9 protein-coding genes are annotated in these 16,017 nt (G+C 68.6%); all 9 read left to right on the plus strand.

The genetic code is table 11. The annotated features are described in order from the left end of the window. The first annotated feature begins 21 nt into the window (after positions 1–21). The 9 genes from ACAG25_RS05905 (at position 22) to ACAG25_RS05945 (ending at position 16,016) form a co-directional block, all read left to right on the plus strand. Complete coding sequence (locus ACAG25_RS05905) at positions 22–951, plus strand: decaprenyl-phosphate phosphoribosyltransferase (RefSeq protein WP_370487362.1); 930 nt, start codon at positions 22–24, stop codon at positions 949–951. After that, on the plus strand, positions 929–2,926 hold the full coding sequence (gene zomB / locus ACAG25_RS05910) for a flagellar motor control protein ZomB (RefSeq protein WP_370487363.1): 1,998 nt from the start codon (positions 929–931) through the stop codon (positions 2,924–2,926). Before ACAG25_RS05905 ends, zomB begins: the two co-directional genes overlap by 23 nt. A 230-nt stretch (positions 2,927–3,156) precedes the next feature. Continuing rightward, positions 3,157–4,221, plus strand: coding sequence for an esterase family protein (locus tag ACAG25_RS05915; RefSeq protein ID WP_370487365.1), 1,065 nt, complete (start codon positions 3,157–3,159; stop codon positions 4,219–4,221). A gap of 136 nt (positions 4,222–4,357) precedes the next feature. Beyond that, positions 4,358–5,260, plus strand: a complete 903-nt coding sequence (locus ACAG25_RS05920; protein WP_370487366.1) for an alpha/beta hydrolase-fold protein — start codon at positions 4,358–4,360, stop codon at positions 5,258–5,260. 76 nt (positions 5,261–5,336) lie between these two features. Then, complete coding sequence (locus ACAG25_RS05925; protein WP_370487367.1) at positions 5,337–5,759, plus strand: DUF732 domain-containing protein; 423 nt, start codon at positions 5,337–5,339, stop codon at positions 5,757–5,759. A gap of 18 nt (positions 5,760–5,777) precedes the next feature. Continuing rightward, the gene (locus ACAG25_RS05930) at positions 5,778–6,785 is read left to right on the plus strand and encodes a cutinase family protein (protein ID WP_370487368.1); all 1,008 of its coding nucleotides are present in this window, start codon (positions 5,778–5,780) and stop codon (positions 6,783–6,785) included. 200 nt (positions 6,786–6,985) lie between these two features. After that, positions 6,986–8,875, plus strand: coding sequence for a long-chain-fatty-acid--AMP ligase FadD32 (gene fadD32, locus ACAG25_RS05935; protein ID WP_370487369.1), 1,890 nt, complete (start codon positions 6,986–6,988; stop codon positions 8,873–8,875). 62 nt (positions 8,876–8,937) lie between these two features. Then, a complete protein-coding gene (pks13, locus tag ACAG25_RS05940; RefSeq protein WP_370487370.1) occupies positions 8,938–14,469 on the plus strand; it encodes a polyketide synthase Pks13 in 5,532 nt (1,843 codons plus the stop codon). Continuing rightward, positions 14,466–16,016, plus strand: coding sequence for an acyl-CoA carboxylase subunit beta (locus ACAG25_RS05945; RefSeq protein ID WP_370487371.1), 1,551 nt, complete (start codon positions 14,466–14,468; stop codon positions 16,014–16,016). The genes pks13 and ACAG25_RS05945 overlap by 4 nt, the downstream gene beginning before the upstream one ends. Position 16,017 lies beyond the last annotated feature (1 nt).

Raw genomic sequence — 16,017 nt, forward strand, 5'->3', positions numbered from 1 at the left:
CGCGAAGAGGAGACGAAACCGATGAGCGGGTCCGGGCAGCAGGAGGCCACGGCGGTCGGGCCGCCGAAGAGTCTGGCCGGCGGAATCGTCAAGGCGTTGCGGCCCCGGCAGTGGGTCAAGAACGTGCTCGTGTTCGCCGCGCCGGTGGCCGCCCTGGGCGACGACCGGTACGTCTACGACTACCGCGAAGTCCTGGTGCGGGTGCTGCTCGCGTTCGTGGTGTTCAGCCTGGCGGCCTCGTGTGTGTATCTGATCAACGACGCGCGCGACGTCGAGGCCGACCGCGCGCACCCCACCAAACGCTTCCGCCCGATCGCGGCCGGGGTGGTGCCCGAATGGCTGGCCTACACGCTGGCCGCGGTGCTGGCCGTGGCCTCCCTGGGAATCTCGTGGCTGGTCACCCCGAACCTGGCGTTGGTGATGGCGGTCTACATCGCCATCCAGCTGGCCTACTGTTTCGGTCTGAAGCACCAGCCGGTGATCGACATCTGCATCGTGTCCTCGGGCTTCCTGATCCGGGCCATCGCCGGCGGTGTGGCCGCCGATGTGCCGTTGTCCCAATGGTTCCTGTTGATGATGGCGTTCGGCTCGCTGTTCATGGCGGCCGGAAAGCGTTACGCCGAACTGCAACTGGCCGAACGCACCGGCGCGAAGATCCGCAAGTCGCTGGAGGCCTACACCAGTTCATATCTGCGTTTCGTGTGGACGCTGTCGGCGACGGCGCTGGTGTTGTGTTACGGCCTGTGGGCTTTCGAGCGTGACGCCACCGGATCGACCTCCTGGTTCGTGGTGTCGATGGTCCCGTTCGTGATCGCGATCCTGCGCTACGCGGTCGACGTCGACGGAGGCCTGGCCGGCGAGCCGGAGGAGATCGCGTTGAAAGACCGGGTGCTGCAGCTGCTCGCGGTCGCGTGGATCGGAAGCATCGGTGCCGCAATCTTCCTCAGCTGAGCGCGCGCCGGCGCGTGGTTCGGCGGTGGACGACCTGCTGCGCCGCTGGCCGGCCCATCCCTACCACCGGTGGGTGCGCCTGAGCCTGTGGGTCAGCGTCACGGTGGTGGCCGCCCTGTTCGCGTGGGGCGCCTACCAGCGCCGGTGGATCGCCGACGACGGCTTGATCGTGCTGCGCACGGTGCGGAACCTGTTGGCGGGCAACGGCCCGGTGTTCAACGCCGGAGAACGGGTGGAGGCCAACACGTCGACGGTGTGGTCGTATCTGGTGTACGTGGCCAGTCTGGTCAGCGGGTCGGCCCGCCTGGAGTACGTGGTCCTGGTGCTGGCCTTCGTCCTCTCGGTGCTGGGTGTGGTGTTCGTGATGCTGGGCACCGCACGTCTGTACGCGCCCAGCCTGGCCGGCCGCAGCGCGGTGCTGCTGCCCGCCGGTGCCCTGGTCTACATCGCGGTGCCGCCGGCCCGCGACTTCGCGACCTCCGGCCTCGAAAACGGGCTCGTGCTGGCCTATCTCGGGCTGCTGTGGTGGATGATGGTCTGCTGGTCGCAGGCCCTGCGTAAACCTCGAACCGCGCCTCAGACCGACCAGATCTTCATCGTCGCACTGGCTTTCGTCGCCGGGTTGTCGGTGCTGGTGCGGCCGGAACTGGCCTTGATCGGCGGAGCAGCGCTGGTGATGATGCTGGTGGCGGCCCCCGACTGGCGTCGCCGCGCCGTGATCATCGTCGCCGGCGGGCTGCTGCCCGTGGGCTATCAGATCTTCCGGATGGGCTACTACGGGTTGCTCTTTCCCGGCACCGCGCTGGCCAAGGACGCCTCGGGCTCGAAGTGGGACCAGGGCCTGGCCTACCTCGCCAACTTCAACCAGCCCTACCTGTTGTGGGCGCCGGCGGTGCTGCTGATCGGGCTCGCGGTCATGGTGATGTTGCTGCGCGGCCGGCCGGCGTGGGTGAACCGGCGTGCGCCCGAGGGCACCGCCCGGTGGGCGCGGGTCGTGCAGAACCCCACGGCGGTCGTGGTTTTCATGCTCGCCAGCGGGCTGCTGCAGGCGGTGTACTGGGTCCGGCAGGGCGGGGACTTCATGCACGGCCGGGTCCTGCTGACGCCGATGTTCTGCCTGCTGGCTCCGGTGTCGGTGATTCCCTTGATGCTGCCGGACCGGACCCGGATGGCCCGCGGCGCGGGCTACCTGTACGCCGGAGCCACCGCGGTGCTGTGGCTCGCAGTGGCCGGATGGGCGCTGTGGGCGGCCAATTCACCCGGCATGGGTGCCGACGCCACCCGGGTCACCTACAGCGGCATCGTCGACGAACGGCGGTTCTACTCCCAGGCCACGGGGCACGCGCATCCGCTGACCGCCGCCGACTACCTGGACTATCCGCGGATGCGGGCGGCGCTGATCGCGATCGACAACACCCCCGACGGGGCGCTGCTGCTGCCGGCGGGCAACTACGACCAGTGGGACGTGGTGCCGGCCATCCCGCCGCCGCCGGACCTGCGCACACCGGACTACCGGGGCCCGCACACCGTGTTCTTCACCAACCTCGGCATGACCGGCATGAACCTCGGTCTGGACGTCCGGGTGATCGACCAGATCGGACTGGCCAACCCGTTGGCGGCGCACACGGAGCGGCTCGAGGACGGTCGGATCGGCCACGACAAGAACCTGTTCCCCGACTGGGCGGTGGCCGAGGGTCCGTTCCTCAAGGAGCCGCCGTGGATTCCGCGCTACCTGGACGAGGACTGGATCCGCCAGGCCGAGGCGGCGCTGAAATGTCCGGAGACAGAAGCGGTCCTGGCGGCCCGGCGCGCCCCGATGGGGCCACGCCGGTTCCTGTCGAATGTCGTCAACGCCGCGAAGTACACGAGCTACCGGATCGACCGAGTGCCGCTCTACGAACTCGAACGCTGCGGCCTTCCGGTGCCCGAACGGGTCAACCCGCCCTACACGGGTATGCCCGCCACGGGCCCGTAGACCATGACGGCTACGGACGTGCCGATTTGTTGACCACGTGGTTCTTCTGCTTTCGTAACGTTGCAGCCATGTCGGTCAGATAAGACATGTGACGGGCGTCGCGGGCCGATCGCGACGCGAAGAGATCGCCACAAGGGTGTGGTTGACTACACGGGCAGCTTTGCGGCCGGGAGCGTTTCGAAGCACCGATGGTCCGCCGCTGCTTGACGACAGATTGGATTGACAAACGCATGAAGTTGGTTGGGAGGCTGCGCGGGGCAGCCAAGGTCTCGTGGCGCCGGTTCACGGTGGCAGCCATGGTGGCGGCGGTTCTGCCCGCGCTGGTCGGCACGATCGGCGGTTCGGCGACTGCCGGGGCGTTCTCTCGTCCCGGCCTGCCGGTCGAGTACCTGATGGTGCCGTCGGCGGGGATGGGCCGTGACATCAAGGTGCAGTTCCAGAGCGGCGGGCCCAACGCCCCCGGCCTCTACCTGCTCGACGGCCTGCGCGCGCAGGACGACTTCAACGGCTGGGACATCAACACCCAGGCCTTCGAGTGGTACCTCGACTCCGGTCTCGCGGTGGTCATGCCGGTCGGCGGCCAGTCCAGCTTCTACAGCGACTGGTACAGCCCGGCCTGCGGCAAGACCGGTTGCACCACCTACAAGTGGGAGACGTTCCTGACCCAGGAGCTGCCCGCCTACCTGGCCGCCAACCACGGCGTGGACCCGAACCGCAACGCGGCCGTCGGCCTGTCGATGGCCGGTTCCGCGGCGCTGACCCTGGCGATCTACCACCCGCAGCAGTTCCAGTACGCCGGTTCCCTGTCGGGCTACCTGAACCCGTCCGAGGGCTGGTGGCCGTTCCTGATCAACCTCTCGATGGGTGACGCGGGCGGCTACGACGCCAACGACATGTGGGGACGCACCGAAGACCCCAACAGCGCCTGGAAGCGCAACGACCCGATGGTCAACATGGGCAAGCTGGTCGCCAACAACACCCGCATCTGGGTGTTCTGCGGCAACGGCAAGCCGGCCGAGGTCAACGGGACCATCGCGGGCGACAACCTGCCCGCCAAGTTCCTGGAAAGCCTCACCTTGCGCACCAACAAGACCTTCCAGGAGGAGTACATCGCCGCGGGCGGTAAGAACGGCGTGTTCAACTTCCCGTCCGGCGGTACCCACGACTGGCCGTACTGGGGTCAGCAGCTGCAGCAGATGAAGCCGGACGTCCAGCGGGTGCTCGGTGCCGTCCCGCAGCCGTCGGCTCCGGCTGACGCCGCGACCGCGGTCGCGCCCGTTTCCGCGGGCGGCTAATCCACGCACGACACGACGGCGGTGACCCTGTGGGGGTCGCCGCCGTCGGTCGTTTCCGGTCCCGCTTCGCCCCCGCACCGTCGCGGTGATGTGGTTCACTACCTTGCGGAAACCCCTGTCGAGCAAAGGTGATGTGATGCGTGCGGTGATGCGGTCGGTCCTTGCGGTGGTGGCGGCCGTTGCGCTGTGGTCGGCGGGTGTGACGCCGTGGGCCGGGCAGACCGCCCCCGCGCAGGCGCAGGGGGTCGAGTTCCTCATGGTGCCGTCGCCGGCCATGGGCCGCGACATCCCGGTCGCGTTCCAGGGTGGCGGTCCGCACGCGGTGGTTCTGCTCGACGCGTTCAACGCCGCACCCGACGTCAGCAACTGGGTCACCGCGGGCAACGCGATGAGCACACTGGCCGGCTCCGGGGTGTCGGTGGTCGCGCCGGCCGGCGGCGCGTGGAGCATGTACACCAACTGGGAGCAGGACGGCAGCAAGCAGTGGGAGACGTTCCTGGCCGACGAGCTGCCGAACTGGCTGGCCGCGAACAAGGGTCTCGCCCAGGGCGGGCACGGCATCGTCGGCGCCGCCCAGGGCGGCACGGGTGCGCTGACGCTGGCCGCCTTCCACCCCGGCCGCTACCGCTACGCCGGGTCGCTGTCGGGATTTCTGACCCCGTCGGCGACCGCCATGAACGGGGCCATCACCGCCGGGCTCGCGCGGTTCGGCGGAGTCGACACCCGCAACATGTGGGGGCTGCCCCAGCTGGGCCGCTGGAAGTGGCACGACCCCGACGTGCACGTGCAGCTGCTGGTCAACAACAACACCCGGCTGTGGGTGTACAGCCCCGGGACCACCACGTGCACCGATGTGCCGGCGATGATCGGCTACTGCGATCAGGCCCAGGGCAGCAACCGCTCGTTCTATCAGCACTACCGCGGCGCCGGCGGCGGCAACGGCCACTTCGACTTCCCGACCTCCGGCAACCACGACTGGGGTTCGTGGAGCGCGCAGCTGGCCGCGATGTCGGGCGAACTGGCGGCCGTGTTGCGCTGAGAGCTGCTGTCGCTCAGCTGATCCTCAGCAACCGGCCGGTACCTTGGACGGCGTGCAATACGGCTCACGGTCAGCGATGTCAGCGGTGGCAGGATTGTCGGCGCTGATCGCCCTGCCGGCGGCGGTGCTGAGCGGCTGCGGCTTCGGTGACGACGTGATGTCCGGCCTCGGCGCGGAGACCGAGCCCGCCCCATCGCACGGTGAGTCCTCGGTCCGGTTGCCCGGTCCCGGTGAACCCGGCGTCCAGTCCAACGCGCTGGTGGTCACCCCGCGCCAGCAGGACTACCTCGACGCTCTGCACGCGGCGGGGGTCGCCCCGTCCAGCGACCTCACCGCGTTGAGCATCGGCTCCTACGTGTGTCAGGCACGCGCCGCGAAACACTCCGACCAGGCGGTATGGGATTTCATCGCGCCGATGGTCGGCCCCGATGCGAATGACCCTGCGACCCGCGACACCACGGCCGACTACATTCGCATCGCGACCGACCGACTCTGCTGACCAGGAGCCCCCCACCTCATGGCGAAGACCAACCGGCGGAAACGCCACCGCTTGCTCGCGCTGATCGCCGCCGGCGCGGTGGGCCTCGTCGTGGTGCTCATCGTGGCCATCGTGATCGTCGTGCTGCGCCGGCCGGACGCGCCGCAGACCGCGGTACCGCCGACGGCCGTACCACCGACCGCGGTGCCGCCGACGAAGAAGCCGCGGCCCGACTTCCAGGACGCCAGCTGCCCGGACGTGCAGTTGGTATCGATCCCGGGCACCTGGGAGTCGTCGGTCACCCTCGACCCGTACAACCCGGTGCAGTTCCCGGCGGCGTTGCTGCTCAACGTCACCAACCCGATCCGGGCGCAGTTCGGCGCAGACCGGCTCGAGGTGTACACCGTCCCGTACACCGCGCAGTTCCACAATCCGCTGTCCGCGGACAACCAGATGTCCTACAACGACAGCCGCGCCGAAGGCACCCGCGCCGCGGTGGCCGCCATCACCGACATGAACAACCGGTGCCCGTTGACCAGCTATGTGCTGGTCGGCTTCTCCCAGGGCGCGGTGATCGCCGGTGACATCGCCAGCGACATCGGCAACGGACGCGGCCCGGTCGACGAGGACCTGGTGCTCGGGGTGACGTTGATCGCCGACGGGCGGCGTGAGGCCGGCGTCGGCCAGGACGTCGGTCCGAACCCGCCGGGACAGGGCGCGGAGATCACGTTGCACGAGGTGCCGACCTTGTCGGCGCTGGGGCTGTCGATGACGGGCCCGCGGCCCGGCGGGTTCGGCATGCTCGACGGCCGCACCTACGAGATCTGCGCACGCGGGGACCTGATCTGTGCGGCCCCGGAGTCGGCGTTCAACATCACCGCGCTGCCGAAGACCCTCGAAGTTCTCGCCGGTGGCGCCGGTCAGCCGGTGCACGCGATGTACGCCACGCCGGAGTTCTGGAACGTCGACGGTCAGTCGGCCACGCAGTGGACGCTGAACTGGGCGCAGAGCGTCGTCGATAACGCGCCGCAGCCGAAACATGGCTGACCCGTGACCGACACGGACCTGTCCGAGATTTGGCACGCCCGCGCAGGTCGCTTAGCATTACCAACAGTTTAAGGAAAATCTAAGAGCGCAGCCGGTGGCTGATGGGGTGGGGGGCCTACTCCCCGGTACGATCTTCGGGTTCGGGACGATGATTGCGCACGGATTTTCGCGGGATTTCCTTCCGCTTGATTGGAGTAAAGATGGCCTTCCACAACCCGTTCCTCAAGGACGGATTGATCAAGTTCCCCGACAACGGAAACCTGGTCAAGCACGTCGAACGATGGGCGAAGGTGCGTGGTGACAAGCTGGCCTACCGCTTCCTGGACTTCTCCACCGAACGTGACGGTGTCGCCCGCGACCTGAACTGGGCCGACTTCAGCGCCCGCAACCGCGCCGTCGGCGCCCGCCTGCAGCAGGTGACCCAGCCCGGCGACCGCGTCGCGATCCTGTGCCCGCAGAACCTCGAGTACCTGGTCGCGTTCTTCGGCACGCTGTATTCGGGCCGCATCGCGGTGCCGCTGTTCGATCCGAACGAGCCAGGCCACGTGGGCCGGCTGCACGCCGTGCTCGACGACTGCGAACCGTCGGCGATCCTGACCACCACCGCCGCCGCCGAGGGCGTGCGCAAGTTCTTCCGCACCCGGCCGGCCAACCAGCGTCCCCGCGTCATCGCCGTCGACGCGGTGCCCGACGAGGTCGGCGCCACCTGGGAGCCCATCCACGTCGCCCACGACACCATCGCCTATCTGCAGTACACCTCGGGTTCGACGCGCATCCCGACCGGCGTGCAGATCACCCACCTGAACCTGGCCACCAACGTCGTGCAGGTCATCGAGGCGCTCGAAGGCGAGGAGGGCGACCGCGGCGTGTCGTGGCTGCCGTTCTTCCACGACATGGGTCTGATCACGGTGCTGCTGTCGCCGATGCTCGGGCACTACATCACCTTCATGACGCCGGCGGCGTTCGTCCGCCGGCCCGGCCGGTGGATCCGCGAGATGGCGCGCAAGCCCGAAGACACCGGCGGCACCATCTCGGTGGCCCCGAACTTCGCGTTCGACCACGCCGCGGCGCGTGGGGTGCCCAAAGATGGCGAGCCCCCGCTGGATCTGTCCAACATCAAGTGCATCCTCAACGGCAGCGAGCCCATCTCGGCGGCGACCGTGCGCCGCTTCAACGAGGCGTTCGGTCCGTACGGATTCAAGCCGCAGGCCATCAAGCCGTCCTACGGTCTGGCCGAGGCGACGCTGTTCGTGTCGACCACGCCGATGGATGCGATGCCGACGATCACCTCGGTCGATCGCGACGAGCTGAACAACCACCGCTTCGTGCCGGTGCCCGACGATTCGCCGAAGGCGGTGCCGCAGGCCGGCGCCGGCAAGATCGGCGTCGCCGAGTGGGCGGTGATCGTCGACAACGACACCGCCACCGAGCTGCCCGACGGCCAGATCGGCGAGATCTGGATCAGCGGTCAGAACATGGGTACCGGCTACTGGAACAAGCCCGAGGAAACGATCGCCACGTTCCAGAACATCCTCAAGTCGCGCACCAACCCGTCGCATGCCGAAGGCGCCCCCGACGACGCCACCTGGGTCCGCACCGGTGACCTCGGTGCCTACCACGACGGTGAGCTCTACATCACCGGTCGCGTCAAGGATCTGGTCATCATCGACGGACGCAACCACTACCCGCAGGACCTCGAGTACTCCGCGCAGGAAGCCAGCAAGGCGCTGCGGACCGGGTTCGTGGCGGCGTTCTCGGTGCCGGCCAACCAGCTGCCCGACGAGGTCTTCGAAGACGCCCACTCGGGTCTCAAGCGCGACCCCGACGACACCTCCGAGCAACTCGTGATCGTCGGTGAGCGCGCGCCCGGCGCGCACAAGCTCGAGATGGGCCCGATCGTCGACGACATCCGCGCCGCGATCGCGGTCCGGCACGGGGTGACGGTGCGTGACGTGCTGCTCACCGCGGCCGGCGCCATCCCGCGCACCTCCAGCGGCAAGATCGGCCGACGGGCCTGCCGGTCTGCCTATCTCGACGGAAGCCTGCGCAGCGGCAAGATCGCCAATGCGTTCCCGGACGAGACGGATTGACGCATCAACTCCAGCAACGGCAACGGCGGCTGTCCGGCTGCTGATCGTGAGGTTATGTGAACATGACTGAACCGCAAGAAGATTCAGTTTCGCCCGCGGCTCCGGTGAACGGGCCGGACATGTCTGTCGCCGAGATGCGGCAGTGGCTGCGCAACTGGATCGGCAACGCCACGGGTCAGTCACCGGACTCGATCAGCGAGTCCGCGCCGATGGTGGAACTCGGCTTGTCCTCGCGTGACGCGGTGGCCATGGCCAGTGACATCGAGGACCTCACAGGGGTGACGCTGACCGCCACGGTCGCGTTCCGTCACCCCACCATCGAGTCGCTGGCCACCGTCATCGTCGAGGGTGAGCCCGAAGAGGACACCGCGGCACTGGACGCCGAGGACTGGTCGCGAGACGTCGACGAGGGTCGCGCCAACATCGCGATCGTCGGTGTCTCGACCCGCTTCCCGGGCGACATGAACACCCCGGACCAGATGTGGGACGCCCTGCTGGAGGGCCGTGACGCCATCACCGACCTGCCCGAGGGCCGGTGGTCGGAGTTCCTGTCCGAGCCCCGTGTCGCCGAGCGCGTCGCCAAGGCCCGTACCCGCGGCGGCTACCTGTCCGACATCAAGGGCTTCGACGCCGAGTTCTTCGCACTGTCGAAGATGGAGGCCGACAACATCGATCCGCAGCAGCGGATGGCCCTGGAGTTGACCTGGGAAGCGTTGGAGCACGCCCGCATTCCAGCGTCGGCGCTGCGCGGCGAGAACGTCGGCGTCTACATCGGCAGCTCGGTCAACGACTACATGTTCATGTCGGTCGCCGACCCGGCGGTCGCGCATCCATACGCGATCACCGGCAACTCCAGTGCGGTGATCGCCAACCGGGTTTCCTACTTCTACGACTTCCGCGGGCCGTCGATGTCCATCGACACCGCGTGCTCGTCGTCGCTGGTGGCTGTGCACGAAGGGCTCAAGGCGCTGCGCGCCGGTGACGCCGACGTGGTGGTCGCCGGCGGCGTCAACGCGCTGATCACCCCGCTGGTGACGCTGGGCTTCGACGAGGTCGGCGGCGTGTTGGCGCCGGACGGCCGGATCAAGTCGTTCTCCGCCGACGCCGACGGTTACGCCCGTTCCGAGGGCGGCGGCATGGTGGTGCTCAAGCGCCTCGAGGACGCCCGCCGCGACGGTGACGAGATCATCGCCGTGATCGCCGGCGGTGCGGTCAACCACGACGGCCGGTCCAACGGCATGCTCGCGCCGAACCCCGATGCGCAGGAAGCCGTGCTGCGCAAGGCCTACAAGGACGCGGGCATCAACCCGCGCACCGTCGACTACGTCGAGGCGCACGGCACCGGCACCATCCTGGGCGACCCGATCGAGGCCGACGCACTGGGCCGGGTGGTGGGTCGCGGTCGCGCCGACGACAAACCGGCCCTGTTGGGCGCGGTGAAGTCCAACATCGGGCACCTGGAGTCGGCGGCCGGGGCGGCCAGCCTCGCCAAGGTCGCGTTGTCGTTGCAGCGCAACAAGATCCCGCCGTCGATCAACTACGCCGGGCCCAACCCGTACATCGACTTCGACGCCGAACACCTCAAGGTCGCCGACACGGTCACCGACTGGCCGCGCTACAGCGGGCAGGCGATCGCCGGTGTGTCGGGCTTCGGGTTCGGTGGTGCCAACGCCCATCTGGTGGTGCGTGAGGTGCTGCCGTCGGATCTGGTGGAACCCGCCCCCGAACCCGAGGTGGCCGTGGTCAACCCGGCCGGGGACAGCAAGCCCGCCGTCTACGTCGGCGGCATGTTGGTCGAGGACGAGGACGACGAGGACGAGTTCGGCGACGACGCGCACGACCCGGAGTTCTACGGCGTGGTGGGTGCCGACGAACCCGAGTTGCCCGGCCTGACCGACGAGGCGCTGCGCCTGTTGGAGATCGCCCGCGAGGAACTGGCCGCGGCCGAAGCCGAGAACCCGACGAAACCGCTGATCCCGCTGGCTGTTTCGGGGTTCTTGACCTCACGAAAGCGCGCCACGGCCGCCGAGCTGGCCGACTGGATCGACAGCCCCGCCGGACGGGAGTCGTCGCTGGAGGCCATCGGCCGCTCCCTGTCGCGGCGTAACCACGGCCGCTCCCGGGCGGTGGTGCTGGCCCACGACCACGACGAGGCGATCACCGGGCTGCGCGCACTGGCCGAGGGCAAACCGCACCCGTCGGTGCTCGCCGCCGACGGGCCGGTCACCAACGGCCCGGTGTGGGTGCTGGCCGGTTTCGGTGCCCAGCACCGCAAGATGGCCAAGAGCCTGTATCTGCGCAACGAGACGTTCGCCGAGTGGATCAACAAGGTGGACAGCCTCATTCAGGACGAACGTGGCCATTCCGTCCTCGAACTCATCCTCGACGACGCGATCGATTACAGCGACGAGACCACCGAGCTCCCGATCGAGAAGGTGCAGCTGGTCATCTTCGCGATCCAGATCGCGCTCGGCGAGCTGCTCAAGTCGCACGGCGCCAAGCCCGGTGCGCTGATCGGGCAGTCGCTCGGTGAGGCCGCCGCCGCGTACTTCTCCGACGGTCTGTCGCTGGAGGACGCCACCCGCACGATCTGCTCGCGCGCCCACCTGATGGGTGAGGGCGAGGCCATGCTGTTCGGCGAGTACATCCGGTTGATGGCGCTGGTGGAGTATTCGCCCGAGGAGATCGTATCGGTCTTCGGCGAGGATGAAGCCTTCGAGAACCTCGAGGTGTGCGTCTACGCCGCGCCGAGCCAGACCGTCATCGGCGGGCCTCCGGACCAGGTCGACGCGATCATCGCGCGCGCGGAGTCCGAGGGGAAGTTCGCCCGCAAGTTCCAGACCAAGGGCGCCAGCCACACCTCGCAGATGGATCCGCTGCTCGGTGAGCTGGCCGCCGAGTTGCAGGGCATCGAGGCGCGGCCCGTGCAGGTGCCGTACTACTCGACGGTGCACGAGGGCAGCCTGATCCGGGCCGGGTCCGACGCGATCCACGACGTCGACTACTGGAAGAAGGGCCTGCGCCACAGCGTGTACTTCACGCAGGGCATCCGCAACGCGGTCGACAACGGGCACACCACGTTCCTGGAGTTGGCGCCCAACCCGGTGGCCCTGATGCAGGTGGGGCTGACCACCGCTGCGGCGGGACTGCATGACGCGCAACTGATCCCGACGCTGGCCCGTAAGCAGGACGAGGTCGACTCGATGACCACGGCCATGGCGCACCTGTTCGTGCACGGCCACGACCTGGACTTCCGGACCCTGTTCCCGCGCCGGTCGCGCGGACTGGGTGGGGCGCTGGACTTCGCCGACATCCCGCCGACGCGGTTCCGGCGCAAGGAACACTGGCTCGACGTCCGGTTCACCGGCGACAGCTCGACGGTGATGCCGGGCAACCACGTCGCCACCCCGGACGGCCGGCACGTGTGGGAGTACAGCGCCCGCGGGACCGTGGACGGTCAGGCGCTGGCCAACCTCGTGAAAGCCGCTGCTGCAGCAGTCCTTCCGGACGCCAAGCTGACCGCGTCGGAGCAGCGGGCCGTGCCCGCCGACGATGCGCGGCTGGTGACCACCCTGACCCGGCACCCCGGTGGGGCCAGCGTGCAGGTGCACGCGCGCATCGACGAGTCGTTCACGTTGGTCTATGACGCGATCGTCACCCGCGCCGGTGCGCAGACCGTGCTGCCGACCGCCGTCGGGGCCGGCGCGGTTACCGAGATCGCCTCTGCGGCAACACCGGAACCCGAACCCGAGGACGACAGCGCGGCGATCCTGCAGGACAACCTGACCGCAGGCGCGGGCCTGGCCGCCGGGTTCGCGAAATGGTCACCGGACTCCGGGGAGACCATCGCCGACCGGCTCGGCGCGATCGTCGGCGCGGCAATGGGTTACGCGCCCGAGGACCTGCCGTGGGAGGTCCCGCTGATCGAGCTCGGCCTGGACTCGCTGATGGCGGTGCGGATCAAGAACCGTGTCGAGTACGACTTCGACCTGCCGCCGATCCAGCTCACCGCGGTGCGCGACGCGAACCTGTACGCCGTGGAGAAACTGATCACCTACGCCATCGAGCACCGCGACGAGGTCGACCAGATCGCCGAGTCGCAGAAGGGCATGAGCGCCGAGGAGATCGCGGCCGCCCAGGCCGAGCTGATGGGCGGGGCCAGTACGGTCGCCGAGCTGGAGGCCAAGCTGGCCGAGGCCGGTCATCCGCTCGCAGAAGCTGCTTCCGAGCAGGCGTCCGTGCTCTCCGGTGCGAACCTGACGACGGCCACCACCCCGGTGCCGGATCCGCAGGCCGCGCCGAGCACGCAGGACGGCGACATCCCGCCGCCGCCCAGGGACCCGAGCGGACCGTCCATCCCGGCCCCGCCGACCGACCCGTCCGGTCCCGGCAATCAGGCCAAGCCGACGGCCGCCGCAGCTGGGCCCAAATCGACTGCTGCCGCAGCGGCGGCGAAGGTGCTGACCCAGGAAGCCGTCACCGAGGCGCTGGGCGCCGATGTGCCGCCGCGTGACGCGGCCGAGCGGGTGACGTTCGCGACGTGGGCGATCGTGACCGGCAAGTCGCCGGGCGGCATCTTCAACGAGCTGCCGTCGATCGACGCCGACGTCGCCGAGAAGATGGCCGCGCGGCTGTCCGAACGCGCCGACGGCACCATCACCGCCGACCAGGTCACCGGTGCCGGCACCATCGAGCAGTTGGCGACCATCGTGCGTGACCTGATGGACGCCGGCGTTGTCGACGGTTTCGTGCGCACCCTGCGTCCCCGGCAGGAGGGATCGGACCGGGTCCCGGTGTTCGTGTTCCATCCCGCGGGCGGCTCGACGGTGGTCTACGAGCCGCTGATGCAGCGGCTGCCGGCCGACACCCCGATCTTCGGCATCGAACGCGTCGAAGGGTCCATCGAGGAGCGCGCCGCGCAGTACGTGCCGAAGCTGATGGAGATCCAGGGCACGGGCCCCTACATCCTCGCGGGCTGGTCGCTGGGCGGGGCGCTGGCCTACGCCTGCGCTCTCGGACTCAAGAGCAAGGGTTGCGACGTGCGTTTCGTCGGGCTGATCGACACGGTGCGTCCGGGTGAGGAGATCCCGCAGACCAAGGAGGAGACCCGCGCCCGGTGGGACCGCTACGCGTTGTTCGCGCAGCGCACCTTCAACGTGGAGGTCCCGCCGATCCCGTACGAAGAGCTCGAGGCGCTCGACGACGAGGGGCAGGTCCAGTTCATCCTCGACGCGGTCAAGCAGAGCGGAGTCGACATCCCCGGCGGCATCATCGAGCACCAGCGCACGTCCTACCTGGACAACCGGCTGCTCGAGACCGCGGAGATCCAGTCCTACGATGGGCACGTCACGCTCTACATGGCCGACCGCTACCACGACGACGCGGTCTTCTTCGAGCCGCGCTACGGCATTCGTCAGCCCGACGGCGGCTGGGGTGAGTTCGTCAGCGACCTCGAGGTCGTGCCGATCGGGGGCGAGCACATCCAGGCCATCGACGAGCCGTACATTGCGAAAGTCGGGGCACATATGAGCGCGGCGATCGACGCCATCGACGCGCACGCGAGGAGCAATTCGGACGAGGGTGAAGGTAAGTGACGACGAAGACCACCGCCGAGCTGCTCGCCGAACTGCGCGAGAAGCTCGAGCAGGCCAAGGAGCCGGGCGGCGAGAAGGCCATCGCCAAACGCGCCAAGAAGGGCATCCCCAGCGCGCGTGAGCGCATCCACGCGCTGCTCGACCCGGGCACCTTCCTGGAGATCGGCGCACTGGCCAAGACGCCGGGGGACCCCGACGCGCTGTTCGGCGACGGCGTGGTGACCGGCCACGGACTGATCAACGGCCGCCCGGTCGGCGTCTTCAGCCACGACCAGACGGTGTTCCAGGGCTCGGTCGGTGAGATGTTCGGCCGCAAGGTCGCTCGCCTGATGGAGTGGGTCGCGATGGTCGGCTGCCCGATCATCGGTATCAACGACTCCGCCGGGGCGCGCATCCAGGACACCGCGACGTCGCTGGCCTGGTACGCCGAGCTCGGCCGCCGCCACGAGTTGCTGCGCGGCCTGGTGCCCGAGATCTCGCTGATCTTCGGCAAGTGCGCCGGCGGTGCGGTGTACTCGCCGATCCAGACCGATCTGATCGTCGCGGTGCGCGACCAGGGCTACATGTTCGTCACCGGGCCCGACGTCATCAAGGACGTCACCGGTGAGGACGTCACCCTCGACGAGCTCGGCGGCGCCGACGCGCAGGCCCGCTACGGCAACATCCACCAGGTCGTGGAGTCCGAGGCCGCGGCGTTCCAATACGTCCGCGACTATCTGAGCTTCCTGCCGGCCAACGCGTTCGACGACCCGCCGGTCGTCAACCCGGGTCTGGAGCCGGAGATCACCCCGCACGACCTGGAGCTGGACGCGATCGTGCCGGACTCCGACAACCAGGCCTACGACATGATGGAGATCCTGCTGCGGATCTTCGACGACGGCGACGTCTTCCCGGTCGGTGAGCAGGCCGGTCCGGCGATCATCACCGCGTTCGCGCGCGTCGACGGACGTCCGGTCGGCGTGATCGCCAACCAGCCGATGTACATGTCCGGCGCCATCGACAACGAGGCGTCCGACAAGGCCGCCCGGTTCGTGCGGTTCTGCGACGCGTTCAACACTCCGCTGGTGTTCGTCGTCGACACCCCCGGGTTCATGCCGGGTGTCGCGCAGGAGAAGGGCGGCATCATCAAGCGCGGCGGCCGCTTCCTCAACGCGGTGGTCGAAGCCGACGTCCCGAAGGTCACCATCACGATCCGCAAGTCCTACGGCGGCGCGTACGCGGTGATGGGTTCCAAGCAGCTGACCGCCGACTTCAACTTCGCCTGGCCGACGGCCCGCATCGCGGTGATCGGCGCCGAGGGCGCGGCCCAGCTATTGGTGAAGCGGTTCCCGGACCCGACGGCACCCGAGGTGCAGAAGATCAAGGCCGACTTCATCGAGGGCTACAACGCCACGATGGCGGTGCCGTGGGTGGCCGCCGAACGCGGCTTCATCGACGGGGTCATCGAGCCGCACCAGACACGGCTGCTGCTGCGCAAGTCGATGCGCCTGCTGCGGGACAAGCAGATCAACCGTGTCCAGCGCAAACACGGCCTGACCCCGATCTAGG

Source organism: Mycobacterium sp. pV006 (assembly GCF_041287115.1).
Classification (GTDB): Bacteria; Actinomycetota; Actinomycetes; order Mycobacteriales; family Mycobacteriaceae; genus Mycobacterium.

What these genes read in the sequence shown, in the direction of transcription:
- fadD32 (WP_370487369.1), top strand. Translation starts at nt 6,986, where the DNA reads ATGGCCTTCCACAACCCGTTCCTCAAGGACGGATTGATCAAGTTCCCC.
- ACAG25_RS05905 (WP_370487362.1), top strand. Translation starts at nt 22, where the DNA reads ATGAGCGGGTCCGGGCAGCAGGAGGCCACGGCGGTCGGGCCGCCGAAG.
- ACAG25_RS05930 (WP_370487368.1), top strand. Translation starts at nt 5,778, where the DNA reads ATGGCGAAGACCAACCGGCGGAAACGCCACCGCTTGCTCGCGCTGATC.
- pks13 (WP_370487370.1), top strand. Translation starts at nt 8,938, where the DNA reads ATGACTGAACCGCAAGAAGATTCAGTTTCGCCCGCGGCTCCGGTGAAC.
- ACAG25_RS05920 (WP_370487366.1), top strand. Translation starts at nt 4,358, where the DNA reads ATGCGTGCGGTGATGCGGTCGGTCCTTGCGGTGGTGGCGGCCGTTGCG.
- ACAG25_RS05915 (WP_370487365.1), top strand. Translation starts at nt 3,157, where the DNA reads ATGAAGTTGGTTGGGAGGCTGCGCGGGGCAGCCAAGGTCTCGTGGCGC.
- ACAG25_RS05925 (WP_370487367.1), top strand. Translation starts at nt 5,337, where the DNA reads ATGTCAGCGGTGGCAGGATTGTCGGCGCTGATCGCCCTGCCGGCGGCG.